This window comes from Mumia sp. zg.B53 (assembly GCF_019550935.1).
Lineage (GTDB): Bacteria > Actinomycetota > Actinomycetes > Propionibacteriales > Nocardioidaceae > Mumia.
The window spans coordinates 21,909-45,126 of record NZ_JAHWCK010000005.1 but is presented as its reverse complement, the minus strand read 5'-3'; the positions used below and the strand labels follow the sequence as shown (position 1 = coordinate 45,126).

The window sequence follows — 23,218 nt, the reverse complement described above, 5'->3', positions numbered from 1 at the left end:
GGCAGCCGTGACCGAAACTTGATAGGTCGTCAGCTCGGGTACGCCGTCGCCGCCAACGCGACGCCGCCGGCCCTGAACGCGGCCGGCGCGTGGAGGACGCAGGTCTGCACGTGCTCGAGGACCCCCTCGTCGCCGTACTCCCTCCCCCACCCCGAGCGCTTCACGCCACCGAACGGCGCCCTCAGCGCCAGGCCGGTGCGGTTGTGCGTGTTGATGAAGGTGAACCCGGCATCGACACGCGCCCCGACGGCGAACGCGTGCTCCTCGTCGCGCGACCAGACCGAGGCGCCGAGCCCCAGCTCGCCGGCGTTCGCCCTCGCGACCACCTCGTCCTCGGAGTCGAACGCGAGGATGGGAAGCGTCGGACCGAACTGCTCCGTCGCCACCACGTCGTCGTCGTCGGCAGCACCGAGGACCAGGGTGGGTCGGACGAAGTATCCGCCCTCGAACGCGGTCGCGTCGTCGAGCGACCCCAGCTCGAGCACCTCGGCACCGCGGGCGCTCGCCCCCGCGACGAGCCCGCGCACACGCTCGGCCGAGGCCGCGCTCACGACCGGTCCCATCGTCACGCCGGGGTGGAGCGGGTCGCCTGTGCGCAGCACACGGGCCGCTGCTTCGCGGTAGGCGCCGACCACCTCGTCGTAGCGTGAGCGGTGGACGTAGAGGCGCTTCACCGCCATGCAGACCTGCCCGCTCGTCGCGAACGACGCCATCACGAGACGGTCCATGGCGCCGTCGTCGAGCGAGACGTCGGGGAGCAGGATCGCCGGGTCGTTGCCTCCGAGCTCGAGCAACGAGGGCGTCAGCGCCGAGGCGGCGGTCCGCGCGATCGCCCGTCCGGCGACGTCGCCCCCGGTGAAGGCCACCCGATCGACCCCGGGGTGCCCGACCAGCGCGGTCGCGGTGTCGGCGTGACCGTGGACGGTCTGGAGGAGCCCCTCGGGGAGCACCTCCCCCATCGTGGCGAGCAGCCGCTCGACCGCGAACGGAGCGAGGGGTGACGGCTTGACGACGACGGCGTTGCCGCCGACCAACGCCGGGGCGACCTTGAGCATGGTGAGGACGACCGGCGCGTTCCAGGGGGTCACCGCCGCGACCACGCCGTACGGCCGGTGGCGGCGGACGAGCCGGCCCTCGGCGTCGTCGACGACGTGGTCGACGAGCAGGGCCTCCCCGCGGTCTGCGGCCCACCGCAGGACGGCCACGCCGAACCCGACCTCGCCGCGGCAGTCCGCGAGCGGCTTGCCCGTCTCCCGCGCCATCAGGACGGCGAGATCGTCGAGTCCAGGCTCGAGCAGTTCCGCCGCGGCGCGCAGCGTCGCGGCGCGGTCGGCGGGTGCCGCGACGACCCAGCCGGCCTGGGCAAAGCGGGCTCGGGCCACCGCGACGTCGACCTCAGCAGCGCTGGCGACCGGAGTCTCGCCGACGATCTCGGTGGTGCGGGCCGGGTTCTCCCGCGGCGTGGTGGCCGCACCGCTCACCGGGCGCCCCCGAGAGTCGGGTCGAGCGGCCGCAACGAGTCGATCATGGACGTCCGGCGAAGGTAGGCCCGCTCCGCGGCCGGGTCGGCTGCCAGGGCGCGGAGCTCGGCGTGGTGGGTGGCGCGCGCGGCAGGGTCCTGCTCGCGCAGCTGCTTCCAGTTGTCGTGCGTGACGGTGCGTACGTACGAGAGGGCGACGTCACGCCTGCGCTCCATCACGTCGTCCAGATCGGCGACGGTGGCGGTGCCGGCCAGCACGTCGGCAAGGGCCGTCGCGGCGAGCACCGCGTCGTGGACGCCGCTGTTCATCCCCATCCCGCCGAGCGGGTTGTTGACGTGGGCGGCGTCTCCGACCAGGAGCACACGACCGGTCCGGAACCGGTCGGCGACGCGCTGGTGCACGGCGTACAGCGACGCGTGGAGCACCGCCCAGTCGCGCCCCAGGTCGGCCACGCGCCGAAGCCGCTCCTGCACGCGGGCGGCGGCGACCTCGTCCTCCGCCGGGCTGTCGGGGTCGGTCGGGAAGAGGATGCGCCAGTGCTCCGGCGTCCGCAGCAGGACCAACCACTCCGACGGGTCGAACACGTAGTTGACGTCGGCGATCCCCGGGAGGGCGGCAGTGAGGTCCTCCGTCGTGGAGACCACGAGGAAGCGCTCGGGATAGGTGATCCCCTCGAACGCGGCACCGACGGCCTTGCGCACCACGGAGCTCGCGCCGTCCGCTCCGACGACCCAGCCGGCCGACCACTCCCGTCCGGTCGCGCTCGTCACGCGCACTCCGGCGTCGTCCTGGACGACGCCGGTCACCGGCTCGCCGAACTCGACCGTGCAGCCCTCGTGCTGAAGCAGCCGCTCGAGGAGGATGGGAGTCAGCTTGCTCTGCTCGCACTGCACACGGAACGGGTACGGGGTGTCACCGGCCAGCGCGCCGAGGTCGAGCTCGGCGATCGGACCCTCGTGCCGGTCACGATACTGGAAGAGCCGGGAGACGATGCCGCGCTCCATCAGCGCGTCGAGCACACCGAGCTGCTCGAGCATCTCGAGCGTCGGCGGGTGGTACGTGCTCGCGCGCGACTCCGCCGAGAGGGTCTCCCCCGCCTCGAGCACCGTCACCGGATGGCCGGCGTGAGCCAGCGTCAACGCCGCGGTGAGTCCGACCGGGCCTGCGCCCACGACAACGACCGTGTCGGTCATCGCACGGTCACCTCCTCTGCATAGCGCTCCTCGAGCAGGAGCTGGTCATCGAGTCCGAGCAAGGCGGTCAGGTCGTCCCACGCCCAGCGCGGAGCCTCCCCGGCGCGTCCGGACCGCGCGATCGCCGCATAGACGTCGGCCACCGCGCGCGTCGCCGCGAGAAGGGCCGAGACCGGATGAATCACCAGCCGCACGCCGAGCGCGGCCAGGGTCGCGTCGTCCGGGACCTCGCCGTCGGAACCCGCTGCCTCCGAACGGTTCAGCACGAACGGGGCAGGCGTGCCGAGGGCAGCACGGACCTCGGCCAGGTCGGCAGGTGCGGCACCCTCGACGAAGACCGCGTCGGCGCCGGCGTCGACGAACGCGCGCGCCCGTTCCACGACCGAGCCGATGCCCTCGACCGAGAGGGCGTCGGTCCTCGCCACGACCACGATGCCGGTGCGGGCGTCGACCGCCGCGCGGACGCGGCCTGCGGCCTCGGCGACCCCGATCACCGCCTTGCCGCTCATGTGGCCGCACCGCTTCGGGGCCACCTGGTCCTCCAGGTGGAGGCCCGCGATGCCGGCCGCGGCATAGACGCGGGTCGTCTCGCGGGCCTGGAGCGCGTTGCCGTACCCGGTGTCGGCGTCGGCGAGCAGCGGCACACCCGCCAGCGAGGGGACGACGTCGCGAGCGCGCGCTGCGATCTGGCTCCCGTGGACGAAGCCGAGGTCCGGCAGTCCGAGCCCGACGGCCGAGGCCACCGCGCCGGAGAGGCACGCCGCCCGTGCGCCGGACGCGACGGCCAGTCGTGCCGTGACCGCGTCGTGGACGCCGGGCAGGTGGACGACTGCGTCGCCGGACAGGAGCTCGCGGAGCCGCTCGGCCGACGACCCCTCGGCGCTCATCGGCCGTGCAGCGCGAAGCTGCCTTCGACGCCGACGACGCGAGCCCCGGTGAAGCAGCGGATCGTCTCGATCGTGCCTTCCTCGCCGAGCCCGGACATGCCCCAGGCGGGTCGCGGCGTCATCAGGTGCAGGCTCATGATCGAGGAGCCGTTGACCTTGACCTCGCCCGCGCGGACGCGCCGTGCGAAGGCCAGCGCGCGCTCGGTGTCGGTCCCGACGACGTAGCCCTCGAGCCCGTACGCCGTGCCGTTGGCGATCGCCAGCGCCTCCGCCTCGTCGGCGTAGGTGTGGACCGTGGCGATCGGCCCGAAGACCTCCTCCACGGCGTCCTCGGGCGCCACGCCCGTGACGAGCGCAGGCGCCAGGTAGTTGCCGGCGTCAGGAAGCGTGGTCGCGCGGTGGATCTCGCCACCGGCGGCCTGGAGGCTCGCAAGCGCACCCTCGAGGCGCGCGAGGTGGACCGAGTGGACGATCGGACCCAGGTCGGACGACTCGTCGAGCGGGTCCCCCGCCTTGAGCGCCGCGAGCCGCTCGAGCGCCAGAGCCATGATCGCGTCGGCCGACGCCTCGGGCAGCACGAGACGCCCCAGCGCGCGGCACCACTGACCGTTGAGCGTCGTGAGCAGGTCGACGGCGGCGCGCGCGGCGACCTCCGGGTCGGCGTCGGGCATGACGACGAGAGGGTTGTTGCCACCCAGCTCGAGCTGGAGCGCACTGAGGTTCTCGGCGCAGGCCACCGCGACCGCTCGGCCGCCGGCGGCACCCCCGGTGAAGGAGACGGCGCGGATGCGGGGGTCGGTCACGACCGACCCACCGACACGGGGGCCGCCCTGGAGGAGCTGGAAGACTCCCCCGTCGACGCCGGCGTCACGGAGCACCTCCGCCACGGTCGTCCCGAGCAGCGTCGTCGCGTACGGCGCGTACTCGCTGGGCTTGAGGATCGTCGGGCACCCGGCCGCCAGGGCGCTCGCCACCTTGTGGGCCGCCATCGGTGCCGGCGCGTTCCACGGGACCAGGCAGACCGCCGGTCCGACCGGCAGCCGGAGCACCTCGACCGGCTGGCCGCTCGCGCCGGTGACCGGCGCCTCGACCAGCGCGCCCGAGCGGAGCATCTCCGCGGCGAGGCGGAAGGCGCCCGGCACGATCATGCCGACGATGGAGGTCTGACGGACAGGGACGCCGGTGGCGAAGGCCTCGAGAGCGGCGAGCTCGGGCTGACGCGCCTCGAGCGCGGTCGCGACGGCGTCGAGCAGGTCGGCCCGCTCGGCCGGCGAGGTCGACGACCACGTCCCCGTGGTGTGGGCGGCGTCGGCGGCGCGAAGGGCTCGCTCCACCGACTCCGGTGCACTCTCGACCGCGGGGCCGAGACGCACGGCACGGGATGGGTCTTCCAGGTACAGGTCGAGCGTGCCGGTCGCCGGGGCGACGTCCCCCGCCACGACCTCGACCAGCTCCGGCAGCGTCACCGCTGCCGGACCCGCAGTGTCCGCCGTACTCGTCATCCTCGTCCCGCCTCCGTCTTCGCCTTCGCCGCCGCATCGGCCGCGTCGGGGGTCGTGAGGCCGCTCCACGACTCGTCGGAGACGAGCAGCTGCGCGAGGTCGAGGCGTCCCCGCTCGGCGGGGAAGGCCTGGACCAGACCCATCGCGGTGTCGCGTACGGAACGACCGATCACGTTGTCGAGCAGTGCGCCCGACGTCCCGCACATCTTCAACGATCCGACCGCCACGGCGAAGGCTTTCTCGCAGATCGAGCCCTTGGCGAGCTTCCAGTTCTTGATGACCTCGGGCTTGGGCAGGATCGGCGGGTCGCTGGACTCGAGCTCCACCTGGTAGCGCAGCCACAGGTGCATGTCGGTCAGGTCGGTCTGGGCCTCGCCGATCAGCACCTGGTGCATCGGCGAGGAGGCGATCGGCTTGCCCGTGTCGGCGAAGCGCGCCTTCATCGTGCGCTCGAAGGCGTAGTCCCACGCGCCCTGGGCGATGCCGGCGTAGATCGCCGCGATCGCGATCTGGTTGCCCACCCAGGACCCGCGCGACATCGACGTCGCACGGGCGAACCCGGCGGGCACCGCCAGCGCGTGGTCGGCAGGGACGAAGCAGTCCTCCATCACGAGCCCGAAGTTGTCGGACGCGCGCATGCCGAGGCCGCTCCACTCCTGCCGCGGGCGGATGCCCTCGGAGTCGCGGGCGACGAGGAACAGCGAGATGCCGTCGATCCCGTCGATGTCGGCGCGGCGGGCGGTCACCAGATAGAAGTCGGCCGTGCCCGACAGGCAGCCGAACGACTTCTCGCCGTCGAGGCGCCAACCGCCCTCGACCGGGGTCGCGGTGGTCGAGATGAGGACGTTGGCATTGCTGGCCTTCGCAGCCTCGCTCGCGAAGTTGGCGAGGCAGCGCTTGTCGGTGCCCATCAGGTGCAGGACGCGCTCGGCGAACCCTCGCACCTCCGCGACCTCGTCGTCCTCGTACAGGCCGGCGTCGAGCGCGGCCAGCGGCAGCAACCCACGCGAGGACGCCGAGCAGTGGAAGAAGAAGGCGAGGGCGGTCGATCCGCAGACCGTGCCGAGCGCGTACGTCGTGGCGACCAGGTCGCGCAGGCCGCCACCGAGACCGCCGTACTCGGTGGGGACGACGAGCCCCAGCAGGCCGGCCTCGGCGAGGAGCTTCACGTGGCCCTCGGGGAACTGGCCGCGGGCGTCGGCCTCCTGGGCCGCGTCTCGGACGGCGGGGAGGATCGCCTCGACCCGCGCCGCCCGCTCGCGCTCGTCGGGAGTGAGATCGGTCAAGAGGTGTTCGGCGGTCAGCATGGCCGTCATCAGCTCCTAGAGAGTGGGGAGGGGGGTCGGTTCGGGAGAGGTGCTCGCGGTGGAGCCGTTCGGAAGAGAACCGTTCGGAGCGACGGCAGGAACCGCGGTGCGACCGCGGACACGGCGCGCGAGACGATCCAGCGCCGCGGCGTCGGCCGGCGTGGTGACGTCGAGCGTGCCGAGCAGACGGATGAGGTCCTCGGTGGCGACTGCGCCGTCGAGACCGCCCAGCGTCGTGTCGAAGTGGTGGACGCCGGACTTCAAGGCGGTCAGCACGTTCACCAGGCCGAGCCGGTCGTTGTCTCGCAGCCGCAGCCGTAGCGGGACGGGCCGCGCGAGGCCGACGGCGTCCTGGAGGAGGGCGCGGACCTGGAGCGGGGTCGCGGCACCCTCGGTGTCGTCGAGGCAGATCTCGGTCGCGCCGGCGCTGGCGAGCAGGTCGATCGCGGCGAGCGGGTGGTCGCCCCCCGGCACCGCGAACACGTCTTCGAGGATCACCACCCGGCCGTGGACGTCGGGCATGGCTTCGAGCTCTCGCAGCAGCACCGCGGCGTCCTCGACCGAGCGCAGGTCGCGACAGTCGGCACGGATCTCGAGGACGGGGATCCCCCGCTCGACCGCCTGACGAGCCTGGACGAGCGACTCGACGAGCGCACTGTGCTCCTGGGGAGCCCGGGCACCGGCCTCCGGCTGACGGCCCGTCCACGGCAGAGCCTCGAGCGGCGCGTCTGCGGTGAGATCGGCGACGCGCACGCGGATGCCGGACCTGCCGACGTGGTGCGCTGTCTGGCGGACGGTGTCACCACTCTCGCCGCGGCTGATCAACGACGAGACGAGTCCGCTGTCCGCGAGCGTCGCGACGTCGGGGAGCACGTCGGCGAACTGCCCCCATCCTCGCGAGTGGAACAGCAACGGCGCCGTACGGCGGGCCGCGTGCCCTGCGAGCACCTCGCCGACGAAGATCGTGTGATCGCCGCCCGGATAGGCATGGACGATGCGGCAGTCCAGCCAGCCGAGCGCGGAGTCCAGCAGCGGGACGCCGGTCGCCGCGGTGGACCACGTTTCGCCGTCGAAGCGGTCGCCCACGTCACCCGCCATGCCGGCGAACCGACGCGCCACCTCGCCCTGGTCCTTCGCGAGCACGCTGATGCCGAACACGCCGCTCGAGGTGAGGAGACCGTGGGTGTAGAGCCGACGGTCGAGACAGATGGAGACGAGCGGCGGGTCGAGGCTGACGCTCGAGAACGAGCTCGCCGTCATGCCGTGGCGCACACCGTCGACGACGGTCGTGACGACGGTGACACCGCTTGGCCACTGGGCCAGCACGTCGCGGAACGTCGACGACTCCACCACCGAACCACCTCCTCAGGTGGTAGAGAATATACAATATCAACTTGCGCCTGCGCCATCTTTACAACACGACAGTTCGGCTGCTCGCCAGTCGGCGTGAGATGCGCAAGAATCTATGATGTAGGGACAGCGCCGTACCCGGATCCGAGGAGCACCCGCATGGCACGACGAAGCCGGTCCGACCGGGCCACCCGCCCGATCGCCCACGTGTCGCTCGTCGACCGTGTGACGAGCGAGCTGAGGGCGTCGATCCTCACGGGGGAGATCCAGCCCGGGTCGTCGGTGTCGATCGTCGAGCTCTGCGAGCTGTACGACGTGAGCCACATCCCCGTCCGCGAGGCACTGCGCCGCCTCGAGAGCGAGGGCATCGTCAGCCTGCGCCCCGGACGGTCCGCCCTCGTGGCAGCGCTGAGCCCGGAGGACCTGGCCGACATCTACCGCCTCCGCCGCCTGATCGAGGGCGACCTCGCGGTCAAGGCGGCCCGCAGCATGACCGAGGAACGCCTCGCCGACGCCGAGCAGGCGCTCGAGGAGTACGCCGCGATCGAGCGCGAGCCCGCGACTCTCGCGGCCGCCCACCACGCCTTCCACGAGACGCTCCTGCTCGATGTGATGGGCAACGTCGACAGGAACGTCCTCGAGCTCCTCTGGCACTCGGCCGACCGCTACCTGCACCTGCTCATGAAGGACCTCGACCACGCTCCCGAGACCAAGGAGCAGCGCATCGACGAGCACCGCGAGCTCCTCGAGCTCGCGCGAGACGGCAAGGCTGCCGCCTTCAAGAAGTCGTGGATCGCCCATCTCGACGCCAGTGAGCGGTCGCTGATGGCCGCTCTCGGCAGCCGCGACGTGGCCGACAGCGCCTGATGGACCCCGCCTGATCTGCCGCGCCCGATCTGGCGCCGGCGTCCTCGCTCAGGCTGACGCGCCGCTCACGCGGAGGCCTCAGCCAGGTCGTGCGGGCGGACGAGCGCGTCGGCCAGGGCCCACGGGCGACCGTCGACGACGTCGGTGCCGCGAGAGACGAAGCGGTTGACCGCTTGCTCGGGTCTCAACGTCGCGGTCGTCACCGAGCCGGCCGAGAAGACAGGCTCGGACCTGCTGATGACGCCGTCGAACTGCCATCCGCCGCTCCACAGGGTGAAGTCGGCCGACAGCGGGACGAGCATGCCCGCACCGTGCGTGCCCGGTCGGGAGGCGACAGCGAGATTGAGCCGGTTCTCGGCGGCCCGCTCGAGCAGCAGGAGATCAAGGTCGTGCACGGCAGCCGTGGTGAACGGCACCGCGACCACGTCGGCATCCTGCAGTGCCGCGAGTCGGAAGGTCTCGGGATAGAGGGCGTCGTCGCCCACCACCACGGCCAGTCGGCCCCAGGGGAGGTCGATCACGTCGAGACCCTCGCTGAGCCTTGTCGCCCAGGCGGCGTGCCGCGCGCAGGTGTGCAGCTGCGGTTGCGAGTGCACCACGCCACCGGCACCCACCACCAGGCCGACGTGCCGGTCGTCGTCGACGACCGAGGTGACGGCCAGCGTCGTCGTACCGGCAAGGGCGTCTCGGAGCGCCTCCGTGGTGAGCTGCGGAGACGCACCGGGAGTGGCCACACCGTGCGCCCACCCGGCGAGCTCGGGGAGGACCACCAGCTCGGCGCCGCCGGAGGCCGCCTCGCGGACGAGGGCGAGGACGTCGTCGCCCTCGCGCGGGGCCAGCACGGCGGCCTCGAGCGTCGCCCTCCCGGCTGGCGCGCGACGACCTCGCGGCGCCTCGACGATCGCGCCGTACAGCTCCGGCCGACGTGAGGCGAGGAGGTCGGTGCCGTCGGGCCGTCGCTTGTCGTCAGCCTCGGCGACGTCGATGTCGGCGATCACGACCGCCTCACCGGTCCGGGGCCCGCGAGCGACGACGGTCCCGTCGGGGGCCACGATCTGGCTCTCCCCCGCCCCGTGGAGCAGCTCGGTCGGCACGCCCACCGCGGTCGCGACCGCGTCGATGCTGTGCCCGGGCACCAGCGGACCGACCTTGTTCGCCGCGACCACCCACACCCGGTTCTCGACGGCGCGCACCGGGACGTGCAACGACGCCTCGTCGAGCGCGAAGGAGTTGAGACTGTTGAGCAGGATCTGCGCCCCGCCGACGGCGAGCATGCGCGGCGTCTCGTTGATGACGCCGTCCATGCAGGAGTAGAGGCCGATCCGGCCGAGCGGTGTCTCGACGACCGGCGACGCCTCGGTGGCCGGGTCGAGGTGGTCACGCTCGCTCCCCATGAGGACCTGTTTGTCGCTGGTGGCGAGGACCGAACCGTCGGGCCCGAGGAGGACGTTGCTGCCGGTCGTCCGGCCGTCCTCCTGGGCGAGCGTGCAGTTGACGAGGAGATAGAGCTCGTGCTCGGCAGCGGTCGCGGCGAGAGTCCCGACGAAGGGGCCGTCCAGCGTCTGCGCCATCCGGCGCGCGTGGTCACGGTCGGCGTACCAGGAGACGTGATTGCCGAACTCCGGGAGCACGACGATCTGCGCGCCCTGGCCGGCGGCGGCCTCGACGAGGCGGACGGCACCGGCGAGATTGGCCTGGGTGTCCTCGGTCACGGCCAGCTGGATCGCGGCGACGCGTACGACTGTCATGCGTAAACCATATATCCTTCTACGATCGTCCCCTAGACTTTCACGAACCTGAATGCCGACGAGAGGACCCGGACGTGAGCGAGCCGAAAGAGCCGCCGGCGCTCGAGCAGGACGCGGTGCCTCCCCCGGCCGGCGCGAAGACCACTGTCCCGCTCGACGTGTTCGTGGGACGCCCCCCGGTCGACGTCGACCTGGCCCGTCCCGCTCCCTTCGGGTGGTGGCCGGCCATCGTGATCGCCCTCGTGGCGTTCATCGACCGCGTGGAGGTCAACCTCATCGCCGGCGCCCTGCCCGCCATCCAGGAGGAGTTCGGGTTCAGCGACACCATGGCCGGCGCCATCCCGACCGCAGCCGCCCTGGCCGGCGTCGTGCTCCTCCTCCCTGCCGGTCGGCTCGCGGACAAGGGTCGCCGGACGAGCATCGTCGCTCTCGTCGTGCTCGTCTGGGCGGTCTGCTCCGTGCTGAGCGGCCTCGCGACGACGTTCGCGCTGTTCTTCATGACGCGCATCATGCTCGGTGCCGCGGGTCAGCTCTACAACCCCCCGTCGTCCAGTCTCCTCGCCGACTTCTACCCGGGGACCTCCCGCGGGAAGGCATTCGGCCTGGAGCGGGCCGGCTACTACATGGGCCTCCCCATCGGCGTCGCCGTCGGTGGCGCGATCTCCGAGGCGCTCGACTGGCGGTCCGTGTTCTTCCTGGTCGCGGTCCCCGGGGTCCTCGTCGCGGCGCTCGTCCTCACGGTCCGCGAGCCGATCCGCGGGATCGGCGACCGCATCGACCGCCTCCGCGCCGCGACGGTGGCGGGCGCGGCTGCCGATCCCGACGGTGAGGCGCCGCCGCCGAGCCTCACGACCTCGATGTTCAGGGAGGCGCGCGCGGTCCTCGCCATCGCGTCGCTGCGGGGGATCACCATCAGCCTCGCGTTCCTCTACCTCGGTCTGGGAGGCCTCTTCTACTGGCTCCCGACGCTGCTCGAGCGCACCGAGGGACTGGCGAACGACTCCGCGGCGGCCATCACCGGAGGGATCGGCGGCGTCGGCATCGTGGTCGGCATCGTCCTCGGCAGCCGGATCGGCGACCGGCACCACGGCACGCGGTCGGGGTGGCGCATCCGCGTGAGCATGTGGTTCCTGCTCGTCGGCGCCGTGTCGATCACCGGCGTCGTCCTGCTCCCGGGCCTCGGGCTTCGGATCGCTCTCGTCGCGGTGGCGTGCGTGGGCTTCTCGGGAGCCATCCCGAACCTGACAGCCGCCTCCGCCGACGTCGTACCCGCCGAACGACGAGGCCTCGGCTTCGCCGTCGTGCAGTTCCTGCTCAGCCTCGGTGGCGCAGGCGGGCCGCTGCTCATCGGCGCCGTCTCCGACGCCACCGGATCGATCAACACCGCGTTCCTGGCGTTGGTGCCGCCGCTGTTCACCAGCGTCCTGATCCTGCGGTGGGCCGCTCGGACGTACGACAAGGACGCGGCACGAGCGCTGTCAGGACGCTGACACGAGAGACGAGCCCCCCACCCGATGTCGGGTGGGGGGCTCGCGCTCGTTTCGGGACGTCGTCAGGCCCAGTGGCGGACGACCGCCGTGCCTTCACCCGAGGGAGCGGCTTCTCCGGCCGCGAGGTGCGCCCACCGTCCCAGCGCGGGCCAGTAGACGTCGGCGTCCGTCGGGAAAGCGCCGAGGTCGGCGCCGTCACGCAGCTCCACCGATCCGGACAGCGCTCCTCCGCCAGGGCGTACGACGCCCGGCGCGAGGTCGGTGACGGCGATCGTTCCGGGCTCAGGGGCGACGCCCTCGACCCAGCCGCCGGCCGCCCCGCTGAACCAGACGAGCGCACGCGTCTCGTCCTCGACGCCCGTCTCGGAGCGGGTGGCACGCGGCTCCACGACGAGGATCTGCCCCGGACGGCACGTGCTGCCCGACATCGACAGCGCTCCCTCGAGCACCAGCATCTCCTCGCCGGCGGGCTGGTTGCCGGTCATGGCCCGTTGCCACCGTGCGGGGAAACGGACGAGGACGGTGCGGGAGGTGGCGTCGGCGGACTGGTGCAGCAGCACCATCTCCGCCTTCTGGTCGGCACCGGCAGGGGCGAAGCTCGCCCATTCCAGCGCATCGTCGAAGAGATCCTGCTCGATCACGGTACGGCTCCTTCTGAGGTGCGGGACAAGGATGGGGCGAGAAAGTGAGCGACCACGTCGCTCACCGCGACCACGTCCGCATACTTCGCGTCGAGGTCGAAGAGGTTGTGCTCGTGCACGTCCACGTCGCGGTCCCCACAGGCGTCGGCAGCGACGATCGGGCGGAAGCCGTGCTGGAGGGCGTCGACCGCCGTGGCGCGCACGCAGCCGCTGGTCGAGAACCCGACCACCACGACCGTGTCGACGCCCCACGCCGTCAGGGTGGAGGCCAGCGAGGTGCCGAAGAAGGCGGACGCGTACTGCTTGGACACGACGACCTCTCCCGGCAGCGGAGCCGGCTCGTCGGGGAACGCCGCCCACGGCGAGCCCGCCTCGAAGGCGGCGAGCGCCGGCACCTTGCGCCGGAACAGGCCGCCGTCGGCGCCGCCGGCCATCAGCCGTACCTCGGTGAAGACCACGGGGACACCGCCGGTCCGGGCCGCGTCGACGACCTGCGCTGCGGCCTCACGAGCCCGCTCGAAGCGGCCACCGCGATCGCTGAGCGGTGACTCCGGGTCGAGATAGGCGGTCACGACGTCGACCACGACCACGGCCGGACGCACACCGAAGCCCAGGCGGCCGAGGAAGCCCGCCGCCGCGTAGTCGTCGCCGCGCTCCATCAGATGACGCCGGCCTCGGCAAGCGCCGCCCGCTCGTCGTCGGAGAGACCGAGCAGCGTGCCGTACACCTCGTCGTTGTGCTCGCCGAGCGACGGGCCCGTCCAACGGATGCTTCCGGGAGTGCCCGAGAGGCGCGGGACGACGTTGGGCATCGCGAGCGTGCCGAAGGTCGGGTCCGGGACACGGACCACGGCTTCACGCGCCGCGTAGTGCGGGTCCTTGAGCATGTCGGCGGCACGGAAGATGCGCCCTGCGGGGACGCCGGCCTCGTGCAGCAGCACCAGCAGGGCGTCGGCGTCGTACTTCGCCGTCCAGTCGGCGATCCGGCTGTCGAGCTCCTCCTGGTGGGCCCCGCGCGCCCCGTGGGTCGCGTAGGACGGAAGCTCGGCGAGCTCCGGCTCCCCCATCGCCGCAGCCAGGCGCCGGAAGACGGTGTCCTGGTTGGCGGCGATGAGGATGGTGTGGCCGTCCGCGGTCGGATAGACGTTGCTGGGAGCGACGTTGGGCAGGATCGGACCGGTCCGCTCACGCTGGTAACCGGCGACGTCCCACTCGGTCACCAGGCTCTCGGTCATCGCGAGCACGGCCTCGTAGATCGCGCTGTCGACGACTTGTCCCTCACCCGTCCGCTCCCGGTGCAGCAGCGCGGCGAGCGTCCCCACGGTCGCATGGGTCGCGGCGAGCGAGTCGCCGATCGAGAGCCCGGTCCGCGACGGCGGTCGGTCAGGCTCACCGGTGATGTAGCGAAGCCCACCCATCGCCTCACCGATGGACCCGTACCCGGCACGGCCGGCGTACGGGCCCGTCTGGCCGTAGCCGCTGACCCGGACGAGGACGATGCCGGGATTGCGCTCCTTGAGCCGCTCGTAGCCGAGGTTCCACCGCTCGAGCGTGCCGGGCCGGAAGTTCTCGAGGACGACGTCGGCGTGCTCGACGAGGCGCAGGAAGAGCTCTTGGCCCTCGGGTCGGCGGAGGTCGAGGGTGACCGAGCGCTTGTTGCGCGCCACGACGGGCCACCACAGCGAGTGGCCGTGCGGCTTCTCGCGGCCCCACTGGCGCATCGGATCACCGACACCCGGCGCCTCCACCTTGACCACGTCGGCGCCGAGGTCACCCATCAGCTGTCCGGCGAAGGGACCCGCGAGCAGCTGGCCCGCTTCTACGACACGCACCCCGGCGAGAGCGCCGGGCGTCTGCTCCATTGACATGGACAAGATCGTATATCAGATAGACTCCGACGCCCAGGGATCCCAGGAGGACGCGATGACAGCGAGCACCATGCCCCAGGCGGTCGAGATCGTCGAGGTCTCTCCCCGCGACGGTCTGCAGAACGAGGCCACGATCCTTCCCACGTCGGTGAAGGCCGAGCTGGTGCGCCGCAGCCTCGACGCCGGGGTGCGACGGATCGAGGTCACCGCCTTCGCCCGGCCCGACCGCGTCCCCCAGATGGCCGACGCCGAGGACCTCATGGCGGCGGTGCGCGACGACCCGCGACTGAGCGCGATCGGGCTGGTCCTGAACCGTCGTGGGCTGGACCGCGCCATCGCGGCGGGCTGCGACGAGGTCACCGTCGTCGTGGTCTCCTCCGAAGGCCTCGCCGTGCGCAACCAAGGCGTCGGGACGTACGACCAGGTGGCCGCGTGGCATGCCATCGCACCGGTCGCACGCGCCGCAGGACTACGGACGTCGGTGATCCTCGCCGCAGCGTTCGGCTGTCCCTTCGACGGCGAGGTCCCCACCAGCCGCGTGCGCGACGTTGCCGCCGCGGTCCTGGACGAGGCGCCGGACGAGCTGGCGGTCGCCGACACGATCGGCGTCGGGGTGCCGACCCAGGTGACCGAACTCGTCTCCGCGCTCGGCGACCTCGCGCCCGACGTGCCGCTCCGGGCGCACTTCCACAACACCCGCAACACCGGCTACGCCAACGCGCTGGCCGCGGTGCAGGCCGGGGTCTCGGTCCTCGACGCCTCGGCCGGCGGGATCGGCGGATGCCCCTTCGCTCCGGGCGCGACCGGCAACGTGGCGACCGAGGACCTGCTCTATCTGCTCCACCGCTCCGGCTTCACCACCGGTGTCGACCCGACCCAGGTCGCCGAGACCGGCGCGTGGATCTCCGACCAGCTCGGACTCCCCCAGGCTCCTGCGCAGCTCGGCCGGGCCGGCTGGTTTCCCTCGCGGGGGCAGTGACCTGCGGCCGTACGGCTCAGGCGCCGTACGGCTCAGGCGGCCGTGGACATCCGGGCGGCGCGGACCCGACGGGCCGCACCTCAGAAGAGGTCGCGGATCTCCTTGGGGATCTCCACGTCGCCGTCGGGCTGCGGGGTGCCACCGAAGCCGAACGCCGAGGCGCCGTCGGCCTTGGGCTTGGCCGCCTCGGCCTGCGCCGCGGCAGCGCGCTTCGCCGGGTTGCCGGAGACGCGCTTGCCCTTGCCCTTGCCCTTCTTGGCCTGCTGACGGGCACCCGCACGCTTGCCACCCATGCCGGGCATCCCGGGCATCCCGGGCATGCCGGGCATCCCCGGCATCCCGCCGCCCTTGGCCATCTGCTGCATCATCTTGCGGGCCTCGAAGAAGCGGTCGACGAGCTGGTTCACGTCGCTGACCTGGGTCCCGGAGCCACGTGAGATGCGCGAGCGGCGGGAGCCGTCGATGATCTTGGGGTTGTGGCGCTCCGCCGGCGTCATCGACTGGATGATCGCCTGGATCCGGTCGATCTCGCGCTCGTCGAAGTTGGCAAGCTGGTCCTTGAACTGGCCGGCGCCGGGCAGCATCCCGAGGATCTTGCTGAGCGACCCCATCTTGCGGACGGCCTGCATCTGCTGGAGGAAGTCGTCCAGCGTGAAGTCGCCGCTCTTGCCGGCGAGCTTTTCGGCGGCCTTCTGCGCTTGCTCGACATCGAAGGCCTTCTCAGCCTGCTCGATCAGCGTCATCATGTCGCCGAGATCGAGGATGCGCGAGGCCATCCGGTCGGGGTGGAACACGTCGAAGTCGGTGAGCTTCTCGCCGTTGGAGGCGAACATCACCGGGCGGCCGGTCATCTGCGCGATCGAGAGCGCCGCACCGCCGCGCGCGTCGCCGTCCAGCTTGGACAGCACGACGCCGGTGAAGTCGACCCCCTGGAGGAACGCCTCGGCGGTCCGCACGGCGTCCTGGCCGATCATCGCGTCGACGACGAAGAGCACCTCGTCGGGATCGGTGGCGTCACGGATCTCCGACGCCTGCTTCATCAGCTCCTCGTCGATGCCGAGGCGACCGGCGGTGTCGATGACGACCACGTCGTGCAGGGACTTGCGCGCCTCCGCGAGAGCGTCCTTGGCCACCTGGACGGGGTCGCCGACACCGTTGCCGGGCTGCGGGGCGTACACGTCGACCCCGGCCCGCTCGCCCACCACCTGCAGCTGCGTCACCGCGTTGGGGCGCTGGAGGTCGGCCGCCACCAGCATCGGCGAGTGACCCTGGCCCTTGAGGTAGAGGCCGAGCTTGCCCGCGAGCGTCGTCTTGCCGGCGCCCTGGAGGCCGGCCAGCATGATCACGGTCGGCGGGTTCTTGGCCAGCCTGAGCCGACGGGTCTCACCACCGAGGATGCCGACGAGCTCCTCGTTGACGATCTTGATGACCTGCTGGGCAGGGTTCAGCGCCTGGCTGACCTCAGCGCCACGGGCGCGTTCCTTGACCCGGGCGACGAACTCCTTGACCACGGGCAGCGCGACGTCCGCCTCGAGCAGAGCCACCCGGATCTCTCGGGCGGTGGCATCGATGTCGGCCTCGGACAACTTGCCCTTGCCGCGGAGGTTGCGGAAGGTGGTCTGCAGGCGGTTCTGGAGTGTGTCGAACAAGACAGCCGTTCCTCACAGGTGTCGTGACAGCCGCGACGTGCGGCGTGCGCGGGTTCCAGCCTAACGGCTGCCCCGAAGCGACCCTCCGCCCGTACGCCCGTCGCGTCGTCGAGGGCGGATGCGCCCGTCAGAGCGGAAGCCCTCGCAGCCGTTCGACCAGCGCGTCCGCCTGCTCCGTGCTCAGCGTGGCGCCCGCGCCGTCGACGACGTAGAAGACGTCTCGAGCCTGCGGCCCGAAGGTCGAGAGGTGGGCCGAGCGGATGCCGTAGCCCTCCTGGGTGATGGTCCGCGCGACGGCCCACACGAGGCCGCGCTGATCCTGAGCGCGCACCTCGACCACCGCCGAGGTCGACGAGTCGTGGTGGAGCATCACCTGAAGAGGCTCCGTCGGCCCCTCCCCCGACGGAGCGAGACGGTCGTCCAGCGACAGCTGACCCTCCAGCACCTGCCGGATCCGGCGGACGAGACGTGCCTCGTCCACGTCTCGACCGGCCACCTCCCAGATGCTGGTCGTCGTCCCGTCGCGCTCGACCAGCCGCGCCGACCGGATCTGCTGACCGGCGACGCTGAGGGCGCCGGCGAGATCGGCGAGCAACCCGTGACGGTCGGGTGCGGTGACCTGGACCAGCGATCCCTCGTGGTGCCCGGCGACGTCGACCAGGAACGGCGCGTCCCCCAGCACCCTCGACGGGACCGCGAGTCCCGCCGGCCAGCCCTCGTACGAGGGGTCGTCCAGCGCCGCGGCGTCGCCGAGCACGACCCGCACCTTCGCCGCGAGCCCTCGGATCAGCCCGGACCGCCACGCGGACCAGGCCTGCGGGCTCGTCGCGCGGGCGTCGGACTCGGTGAGCGCGAGGAGCAGGTCGAGACGGTCGGCGTCGCCGACGAGCGCGGCGACGTTCGCGGCCGTGTCGGGGTCCTCGATGTCCCGCCGCGTCGCGATGGTGGGCAGGAGGAGGTGCCGCCGGACGAGGTCCTCGATCGTGTCGGCGTCGGCCTCCCCGAAGCCCCACCTCGTCGCCACCGCACGCGCGATCGGTGCTCCCACCTCACTGTGGTCGCCCTCGCGTCCCTTGCCCACGTCGTGGAGCAGGGCCGCCACCGCCAGGAGGTCCGGGCGTGCGACCGTGCGCATGAGGCCGGAGGCGACGACGGCCGTCTCGACGGAGTGCCGGTCGATGGTGAACCGGTGCACCGGGGACGACGAGCCACGCAGCCGCAGGGGCGCCCACTCCGGCAGCCAGCGGTCGACCAGACCCGCGAGGTCGATCTCGTCCCACACGGTGACCAGTCCGCGTCCGGCGGTCAGCCCCTCGACCAGCAGACGACGCGCCTCAGGGGGCCACGGTTCGGGCGGCACCGCGCCCCGGGCGAGCCGTGCCGCGGAGGCCGCAGCCAGCGGGAGGCCTCGCCGGGCGGACTCCGCCACGGCGTGCAGCGCCACGAGCGCGTCCTCGTCGGGATCGGGCGACCCCGTCAGCACGACCTCGTCGCCGACGACCGCCACCCCGGGCGCGACCGGGTCCAGGCGAGGACCTGGGGCGCTGCGGGAGCGCGGACGCTCCCCGAGCAGGGCATCGACGCGTCGCCACGTGCGGTTCGCCAGGTGAGCGGTGCGGCGGCCGAGGTCGCGCACGTGGAGGTCCAGCTGGTCGGGCGCGTAGCCCATCACGGACGCGACCTCCGGCACGAGGTCGGGTGTCAACCGGTCGGTGGGACGGCCCGCGACCTCGTGCAGGACGTCACGGACGTCCAGCAACGCCGCGCGGAGCGCCTCGAGCTCACGGTGCGGCACGTCGACCAGCCAGCTGGCGACCAGGGCACGCATGACCGTCCCGTCGCGCAGGCCACCCCCTGACTCCTTGAGGTCCATCACCGCCGACTGCGCGAGCCAGCCGAGCCGCTCGACGCGTTCGTGGGTGGCGCGCTCCAGCTCGGGGAGGCGACGACGGGCCGTACGGCGCCACGCGGTGAGGATCTCCGACCGCAGCGCGACCACCGCGGCGGTGTCACCCGCCACCGCACGCGCGTCGAGCATCCCGAGCGCGGCGCGGTAGTCCTCGTCGGCGGTCTGCAGCATCTGGCCGGCGCTGCGGACCGCGTGGTCCAGCGTGACGCCCCCGTCCCACAGCGGGTACCAGATCTTTTCGGCGACCTGCGCGACGAGCGCAGACGAAGCGCCGTCGCGATGGACGAGGACCACGTCGACGTCGCTGAAGGGCGACATCTCGGCACGTCCGAAGCCGCCGACCGCGACCAGCGCGAGGCCGTGCCGCTCACCCTCAGGCAGGTCTGAGGCGGCCTCGGTGAAGCACTCACGCAAGCGCCGGTCCAGGGCGTCCGCCCTGGACCGGCGCCGTGCGCTGAGCTCCTCGGTCAGAGCGCCGCCTCGTCCGTCTCTCCGGTACGGACCCGGACGACGGACTCGACCGGGACGACCCAGACCTTGCCGTCACCGATCTTGCCAGTCGCGGCCGACTTCACGACCACGTCGACGACGTCCTTGACGTCCTCGTCCTCGGTCACGATCTCGACCCGGATCTTGGGGACGAGCGAGACGTCGTACTCGGCGCCACGGTAGACCTCGGTGTGGCCCTTCTGACGGCCGTAGCCGCTGGCCTCCGTCACGGTCATGCCGGTGATGCCGAAGGTCTCGAGGGCCTCGCGGACCTCTTCCCACTTGTGCGGCTTGATCACCGCGGTCACGAGCTTCATGCCTTGGCTCCTTCGGGGGTGGTGGTCAGCGTAGCCGCCGTGACGGGACGGGCGACGCCCGACGCGGGTGCGAGGTCGTACCCCGACTCGCCGTGCTCGGCCAGGTCGATGCCCTCCACCTCGTCCTCCTCGGCGACGCGCCAGCCCATGACCGCCTTGATGGCCAGGCCGATGAGCAGCGTGAAGACACCCGACCAGAGGATGGCGAAGGCAGCGATCGCGGCCTGGACGACGAAGAGCTTGATGCCGTCTCCGTAGAGCAGCCCGCCCTCGACCGCGAGGAACCCGATGCCGAGGGTGCCGACGAGGCCGCCGACCAGGTGGACGCCCACCACGTCGAGCGAGTCGTCGTAGCCGAACCGGAACTTCAGGCCGACCGCGAGGGCGCAGAGGCCACCCGCGACGATGCCGAGGGCGATCGCGCCGATCGGGCTCAGCGCGCCACACGCCGGGGTGATGGCGACGAGGCCGGCGACGATGCCCGAAGCGGCACCGAGCGAGGTGGCCTTGCCGTCACGGATCTTCTCCACGACGAGCCAGCCGATGATGGCCGCCGCAGCGGCGACGGAGGTGTTGACCCACACGAGACCGGTCTCACCGGAGAACGCGGTGGCGTAGGCGATGGTGTTCTCGACGAAGCCCTCCGCACCGGCGCTGATCGGCTCGTCGGGCACCGACACGTACGAGCCCACGTTGAAGCCGAACCAGCCGAACCACAGGAGGCCGGCACCCAGCATCGTCAGCGGGAGGTTGCCCGGGCGGGTCGGCTCCTTGCCGAAGCCCCTCCGCTTGCCGATCAGCAGCACCAGGACGAGCGCCGCCATACCGGCGTTGATGTGGACGACCGTACCGCCGGCGTAGTCGATGGGGGCGATCGTCGCGGCGCCGTCGGTGGTGCCGAAGATGGCCGCGGCCAGGCCGTCGGCGCTTCCGGAGAGGAAGCCGCCACCCCAGACCATGTGCGCGAGCGGGAAGTAGGCGAGCGTGACCCACAGCGGCAGGAACAGCAGCCACGAGGAGAACTTCACGCGCTCGGCCAGCGCACCGCTGATCAGGGCCGCCGTGATGATGGCGAACGTCGCCTGGAAGGCGACGGTCAGGTAGTCGGTGCCCGAGACGTCGCGCAGCCCGAACAGGGTGAACGGGTTGTCGAAGAAGCCACCGATGCTGTCCTCGCCGCCGGAGGCGTAGGACATCGAGTAGCCCCACAACACGTAGACGACCATGACGACGCCCATGGCGCTGAAGGACATCATCATCATGTTGAGGATGGACTTGGTCCGCGTCATCCCGCCGTAGAAGAGCGCCAGGGCCGGCGTCATCAGGAGCACGAGCGACGCGGAGGTCAGGATCCAGGCTGCGTGGCCGGTGTCCATGGAACCTCCAGGGGATTAGGTATCTGAGACGTGACCGGCGCTCGAACGGCAGTGTCCGGGTCGGCTTCGTTGCGTTCAGATTCGCGGCGGTTCGTTTCCGGTCGAGCGACGCTGTGTTTCATGGAGGTGACACTTGACCAGGTTGTGTTACGCCTGAGTTTCAACGACGCTCCGTCCCACCCGGCCGCTCTTGTCGACCGATGAACCTCCGGCGGGTGAGGATGAGGGCATGGCCTTCTCCCCCTCGTCCGCCCGTCATCGTGTGACCCTCGTCCTGGCCACCGTGCTGGGCGCCAGCGTGCTCGGCGCCTGCAGCGGCTCGCCGGCCGAGCCGGAGGCCGAGCAGCTCGCCGAGGGCCTCTCGAGCCTCGACCTCTCCGGCGTCGAGATCGACGACTCCGCCGCGGGCGCCGAGCTGACGCAGATCACCAAGGGCCTCGACGACCTCCGGCCGACCGTCTCGGTGAAGGGCGTCGCCGAGGAGGACGAGACGGCGACCGCCACCCTCGCCTACCGCTGGGAGTTCGGGCCCGACGTCGCCTGGGAGTACGAGACAAAGGCCGAGATGCGTCGTGCCGACGACACCTGGACGGTCGCCTGGTCGCCGTCGCTGGTCGCCCCGGACCTCGCCGAGGGCCAGCGTCTGCGCGTACGCACCGTGCCGGCGCAGCGCGGAGACATCCTCGGCGGCTCGGGGACCGTCCTGGTCACCGAGCGCTCCGTCCAGCGCATCGGGATCGACAAGACGGCCGTCCCCGCGGCCCGCCAGCCGTCGTCTGCCCGCGCGCTGGCGCGGATCCTCGGCATCGACGCGGACGACTACGCCGCCGAGGTCGCGGCCGCGGGTCCCAAGGCGTTCGTGGAGGCGATCGTGCTGCGTGCCGAGCAGCGAGCACCCAACGGGGACCCCGAGTCGGTCTTCGGAGCGAGGGTCCTTGGTGACACGCTGCCGCTGGGGCCGACCCGGACCTTCGCCTCCGCCATCCTCGGCTCGGTCGGCGAGGCGACCAAGGAGCTCATCGACAAGAGCGACGGACGTCTGTCCACCGGCGACCTCACCGGTCTGTCGGGGCTCGCGCTGCGCTACGACGAGCAGCTGCGCGGTCGCGACGGCTACGTCGTCGACATCGTCAGCGACGCCGTGTCCGACCCGGCGAACCCGTCCCCGTCGATCAAGGACGTGCCGGCGTACGAGCAGGCGCCGGTCCCCGGTGAGCCGCTGCGCACGACGCTCGACCAGCGTCTGCAGATCCTCGCCGAGGAGGTGCTCGCCGGGACGAAGCCGGCCAGCGCGCTGGTGGCGATCAAGCCCTCGACCGGCGCTGTGCTGGCCGCGGCGACGGGCCCGGGTGCCGCAGGACAGGCGATCGCGACCACCGGGCAGTACGCCCCGGGCTCGACGTTCAAGATCACGACCGCGCTCGCCGCGCTGCGCGCCGGTGTCGACCCGACGACGACCACGCCGTGCCCCGCGACGACCGTCGTGAACGGCAAGTCGTTCAAGAACTACGACGACTACCCCAGCAGCTCGCTCGGCCGCATCCGGTTCACCGAGGCCTTTGCGCAGTCGTGCAACACGTCGATGATCGGGCTGCGGGACAGGGTGGCGCAGAGCGACCTCGCCTCCGCCGCGGCCTCGCTCGGGATGGGCGTCGACCAGGACCTGGGCTTCCCGTCCTACTTCGGCTCCGTGCCCACCGAGGCACCCACGACCGAGCACGCGGCGTCGATGATCGGCCAGGGCAAGGTGCTCGCCTCGCCGTTCACGATGGCGACCGTGACCGCGTCGGTCGCCGCCGGCCGTACGGTCGTGCCCGTGCTGCTCCCCGATCGCGAGGCGCCCAAGGTCGAGTCCACGCTCGAACCCGCCGAGGCCCGCCAGCTCCGTGCGCTGATGCGCCGCGTCGTCACCGACGGCAGCGGCCGCGCGCTCGCAGGGCTCGGCGGTGAGGTCGGCGCCAAGACGGGGACGGCCGAGTACGGCTCACCGGTGAAGACTCACGCCTGGATGGTGGCGACCAAGGGCGACCTCGCGGTCGCGGTGTTCGTCGAGACGGGCGAGTCCGGCTCTCAGACCGCCGGGCCCCTCCTCAAGCGGTTCCTCGCCCGCGCACGCTGACCCCGCCCCGTCCCCGTCCCCGATTTGTGCAGTTGGCACGGGTTTGC

At 71.9% G+C, this 23,218-nt stretch carries 18 protein-coding genes; 4 read left to right on the top strand and 14 right to left on the bottom strand.

All coding sequences use genetic code 11. The features are described 5' to 3' along the window. Nucleotides 1–29: 29 nt before the first annotated feature. The 6 genes from KV102_RS16210 to KV102_RS16185 are packed head-to-tail and all read right to left on the bottom strand — an operon-like array spanning nt 30 to nt 7,723. Complete coding sequence (locus tag KV102_RS16210) at nt 30–1,481, bottom strand: aldehyde dehydrogenase family protein (RefSeq protein WP_220346910.1); 1,452 nt, start codon at nt 1,479–1,481, stop codon at nt 30–32. Next, complete coding sequence (locus KV102_RS16205) at nt 1,478–2,674, bottom strand: NAD(P)/FAD-dependent oxidoreductase (RefSeq protein ID WP_220346909.1); 1,197 nt, start codon at nt 2,672–2,674, stop codon at nt 1,478–1,480. Before KV102_RS16205 ends, KV102_RS16210 begins: the two co-directional genes overlap by 4 nt. Further along, nucleotides 2,671–3,561: an oxaloacetate decarboxylase gene (locus KV102_RS16200; RefSeq protein WP_220341249.1), complete on the bottom strand. Its 891-nt coding sequence runs from the start codon at nt 3,559–3,561 to the stop codon at nt 2,671–2,673. The genes KV102_RS16205 and KV102_RS16200 overlap by 4 nt, the downstream gene beginning before the upstream one ends. Beyond that, on the bottom strand, nt 3,558–5,063 hold the full coding sequence (locus KV102_RS16195) for an aldehyde dehydrogenase (RefSeq protein ID WP_220346908.1): 1,506 nt from the start codon (nt 5,061–5,063) through the stop codon (nt 3,558–3,560). Before KV102_RS16195 ends, KV102_RS16200 begins: the two co-directional genes overlap by 4 nt. Continuing rightward, nucleotides 5,060–6,379 carry an acyl-CoA dehydrogenase family protein gene (locus KV102_RS16190; RefSeq protein ID WP_220346907.1) on the bottom strand — a complete coding sequence of 440 codons (1,320 nt, stop codon included), beginning with the start codon at nt 6,377–6,379 and terminating at the stop codon, nt 5,060–5,062. Before KV102_RS16190 ends, KV102_RS16195 begins: the two co-directional genes overlap by 4 nt. Nucleotides 6,380–6,385: 6 nt before the next feature. Further along, nucleotides 6,386–7,723: a flavin reductase gene (locus KV102_RS16185; protein ID WP_220346906.1), complete on the bottom strand. Its 1,338-nt coding sequence runs from the start codon at nt 7,721–7,723 to the stop codon at nt 6,386–6,388. Nucleotides 7,724–7,879: 156 nt separating this feature from the next. Between KV102_RS16185 and KV102_RS16180 the strand changes: the two genes are divergently transcribed. Next, nucleotides 7,880–8,587 (top strand): GntR family transcriptional regulator, encoded by a 708-nt coding sequence (locus tag KV102_RS16180; protein ID WP_220341245.1) that lies wholly within the window; start codon nt 7,880–7,882, stop codon nt 8,585–8,587. Between the two features lie 65 nt (nt 8,588–8,652). Here KV102_RS16180 and KV102_RS16175 read toward each other — a convergent pair whose 3' ends face one another. Then, a complete protein-coding gene (locus tag KV102_RS16175; RefSeq protein ID WP_220346905.1) occupies nt 8,653–10,335 on the bottom strand; it encodes a carbon-nitrogen hydrolase family protein in 1,683 nt (560 codons plus the stop codon). Nucleotides 10,336–10,409: 74 nt separating this feature from the next. Here KV102_RS16175 and KV102_RS16170 point away from each other — a divergent pair, with 74 nt between their 5' ends. Continuing rightward, complete coding sequence (locus KV102_RS16170; protein ID WP_220346904.1) at nt 10,410–11,825, top strand: MFS transporter; 1,416 nt, start codon at nt 10,410–10,412, stop codon at nt 11,823–11,825. Between the two features lie 62 nt (nt 11,826–11,887). Here KV102_RS16170 and KV102_RS16165 read toward each other — a convergent pair whose 3' ends face one another. The 3 genes from KV102_RS16165 to KV102_RS16155 are packed head-to-tail and all read right to left on the bottom strand — an operon-like array spanning nt 11,888 to nt 14,333. Next, complete coding sequence (locus KV102_RS16165; protein WP_220346903.1) at nt 11,888–12,466, bottom strand: hypothetical protein; 579 nt, start codon at nt 12,464–12,466, stop codon at nt 11,888–11,890. Further along, nucleotides 12,463–13,125, bottom strand: a complete 663-nt coding sequence (locus KV102_RS16160) for an isochorismatase family protein (protein ID WP_220346902.1) — start codon at nt 13,123–13,125, stop codon at nt 12,463–12,465. The genes KV102_RS16165 and KV102_RS16160 overlap by 4 nt, the downstream gene beginning before the upstream one ends. After that, nucleotides 13,125–14,333, bottom strand: a complete 1,209-nt coding sequence (locus KV102_RS16155; RefSeq protein ID WP_220346901.1) for a CaiB/BaiF CoA-transferase family protein — start codon at nt 14,331–14,333, stop codon at nt 13,125–13,127. Before KV102_RS16155 ends, KV102_RS16160 begins: the two co-directional genes overlap by 1 nt. Nucleotides 14,334–14,388: 55 nt before the next feature. On the opposite strand from KV102_RS16155, the gene KV102_RS16150 reads away from it, so the two are divergent. After that, on the top strand, nt 14,389–15,312 hold the full coding sequence (locus KV102_RS16150) for a hydroxymethylglutaryl-CoA lyase (protein ID WP_220346900.1): 924 nt from the start codon (nt 14,389–14,391) through the stop codon (nt 15,310–15,312). A gap of 80 nt (nt 15,313–15,392) precedes the next feature. Here the strand turns inward: KV102_RS16150 and ffh are convergent, their stop codons facing one another. The 4 genes from ffh to KV102_RS16130 form a co-directional block, all read right to left on the bottom strand. Further along, nucleotides 15,393–16,961 (bottom strand): signal recognition particle protein, encoded by a 1,569-nt coding sequence (ffh, locus tag KV102_RS16145; protein WP_220346899.1) that lies wholly within the window; start codon nt 16,959–16,961, stop codon nt 15,393–15,395. A gap of 127 nt (nt 16,962–17,088) precedes the next feature. Next, entirely contained in the window at nt 17,089–19,341 is a 2,253-nt protein-coding gene (locus KV102_RS16140; RefSeq protein ID WP_255561186.1) for a [protein-PII] uridylyltransferase, read from the bottom strand. Beyond that, a complete protein-coding gene (locus tag KV102_RS16135; protein ID WP_220341237.1) occupies nt 19,338–19,676 on the bottom strand; it encodes a P-II family nitrogen regulator in 339 nt (112 codons plus the stop codon). The genes KV102_RS16140 and KV102_RS16135 overlap by 4 nt, the downstream gene beginning before the upstream one ends. Then, entirely contained in the window at nt 19,673–21,052 is a 1,380-nt protein-coding gene (locus KV102_RS16130) for an ammonium transporter (protein ID WP_220341236.1), read from the bottom strand. The genes KV102_RS16135 and KV102_RS16130 overlap by 4 nt, the downstream gene beginning before the upstream one ends. 229 nt (nt 21,053–21,281) lie before the next feature. Between KV102_RS16130 and KV102_RS16125 the strand changes: the two genes are divergently transcribed. Next, nucleotides 21,282–23,171: a penicillin-binding transpeptidase domain-containing protein gene (locus tag KV102_RS16125; protein WP_220346898.1), complete on the top strand. Its 1,890-nt coding sequence runs from the start codon at nt 21,282–21,284 to the stop codon at nt 23,169–23,171. The last annotated feature ends 47 nt before the right edge of the window (nt 23,172–23,218 follow it).

What these genes read in the sequence shown, in the direction of transcription:
- KV102_RS16205 (WP_220346909.1), bottom strand. Translation starts at nt 2,674, where the DNA reads ATGACCGACACGGTCGTTGTCGTGGGCGCAGGCCCGGTCGGACTCACC.
- KV102_RS16200 (WP_220341249.1), bottom strand. Translation starts at nt 3,561, where the DNA reads ATGAGCGCCGAGGGGTCGTCGGCCGAGCGGCTCCGCGAGCTCCTGTCC.
- KV102_RS16195 (WP_220346908.1), bottom strand. Translation starts at nt 5,063, where the DNA reads ATGACGAGTACGGCGGACACTGCGGGTCCGGCAGCGGTGACGCTGCCG.
- KV102_RS16190 (WP_220346907.1), bottom strand. Translation starts at nt 6,379, where the DNA reads ATGACGGCCATGCTGACCGCCGAACACCTCTTGACCGATCTCACTCCC.
- KV102_RS16180 (WP_220341245.1), top strand. Translation starts at nt 7,880, where the DNA reads ATGGCACGACGAAGCCGGTCCGACCGGGCCACCCGCCCGATCGCCCAC.
- KV102_RS16175 (WP_220346905.1), bottom strand. Translation starts at nt 10,335, where the DNA reads ATGACAGTCGTACGCGTCGCCGCGATCCAGCTGGCCGTGACCGAGGAC.
- KV102_RS16160 (WP_220346902.1), bottom strand. Translation starts at nt 13,125, where the DNA reads ATGGAGCGCGGCGACGACTACGCGGCGGCGGGCTTCCTCGGCCGCCTG.
- KV102_RS16155 (WP_220346901.1), bottom strand. Translation starts at nt 14,333, where the DNA reads ATGTCAATGGAGCAGACGCCCGGCGCTCTCGCCGGGGTGCGTGTCGTA.
- KV102_RS16150 (WP_220346900.1), top strand. Translation starts at nt 14,389, where the DNA reads ATGACAGCGAGCACCATGCCCCAGGCGGTCGAGATCGTCGAGGTCTCT.
- KV102_RS16135 (WP_220341237.1), bottom strand. Translation starts at nt 19,676, where the DNA reads ATGAAGCTCGTGACCGCGGTGATCAAGCCGCACAAGTGGGAAGAGGTC.
- KV102_RS16130 (WP_220341236.1), bottom strand. Translation starts at nt 21,052, where the DNA reads ATGGACACCGGCCACGCAGCCTGGATCCTGACCTCCGCGTCGCTCGTG.
- KV102_RS16125 (WP_220346898.1), top strand. Translation starts at nt 21,282, where the DNA reads ATGGCCTTCTCCCCCTCGTCCGCCCGTCATCGTGTGACCCTCGTCCTG.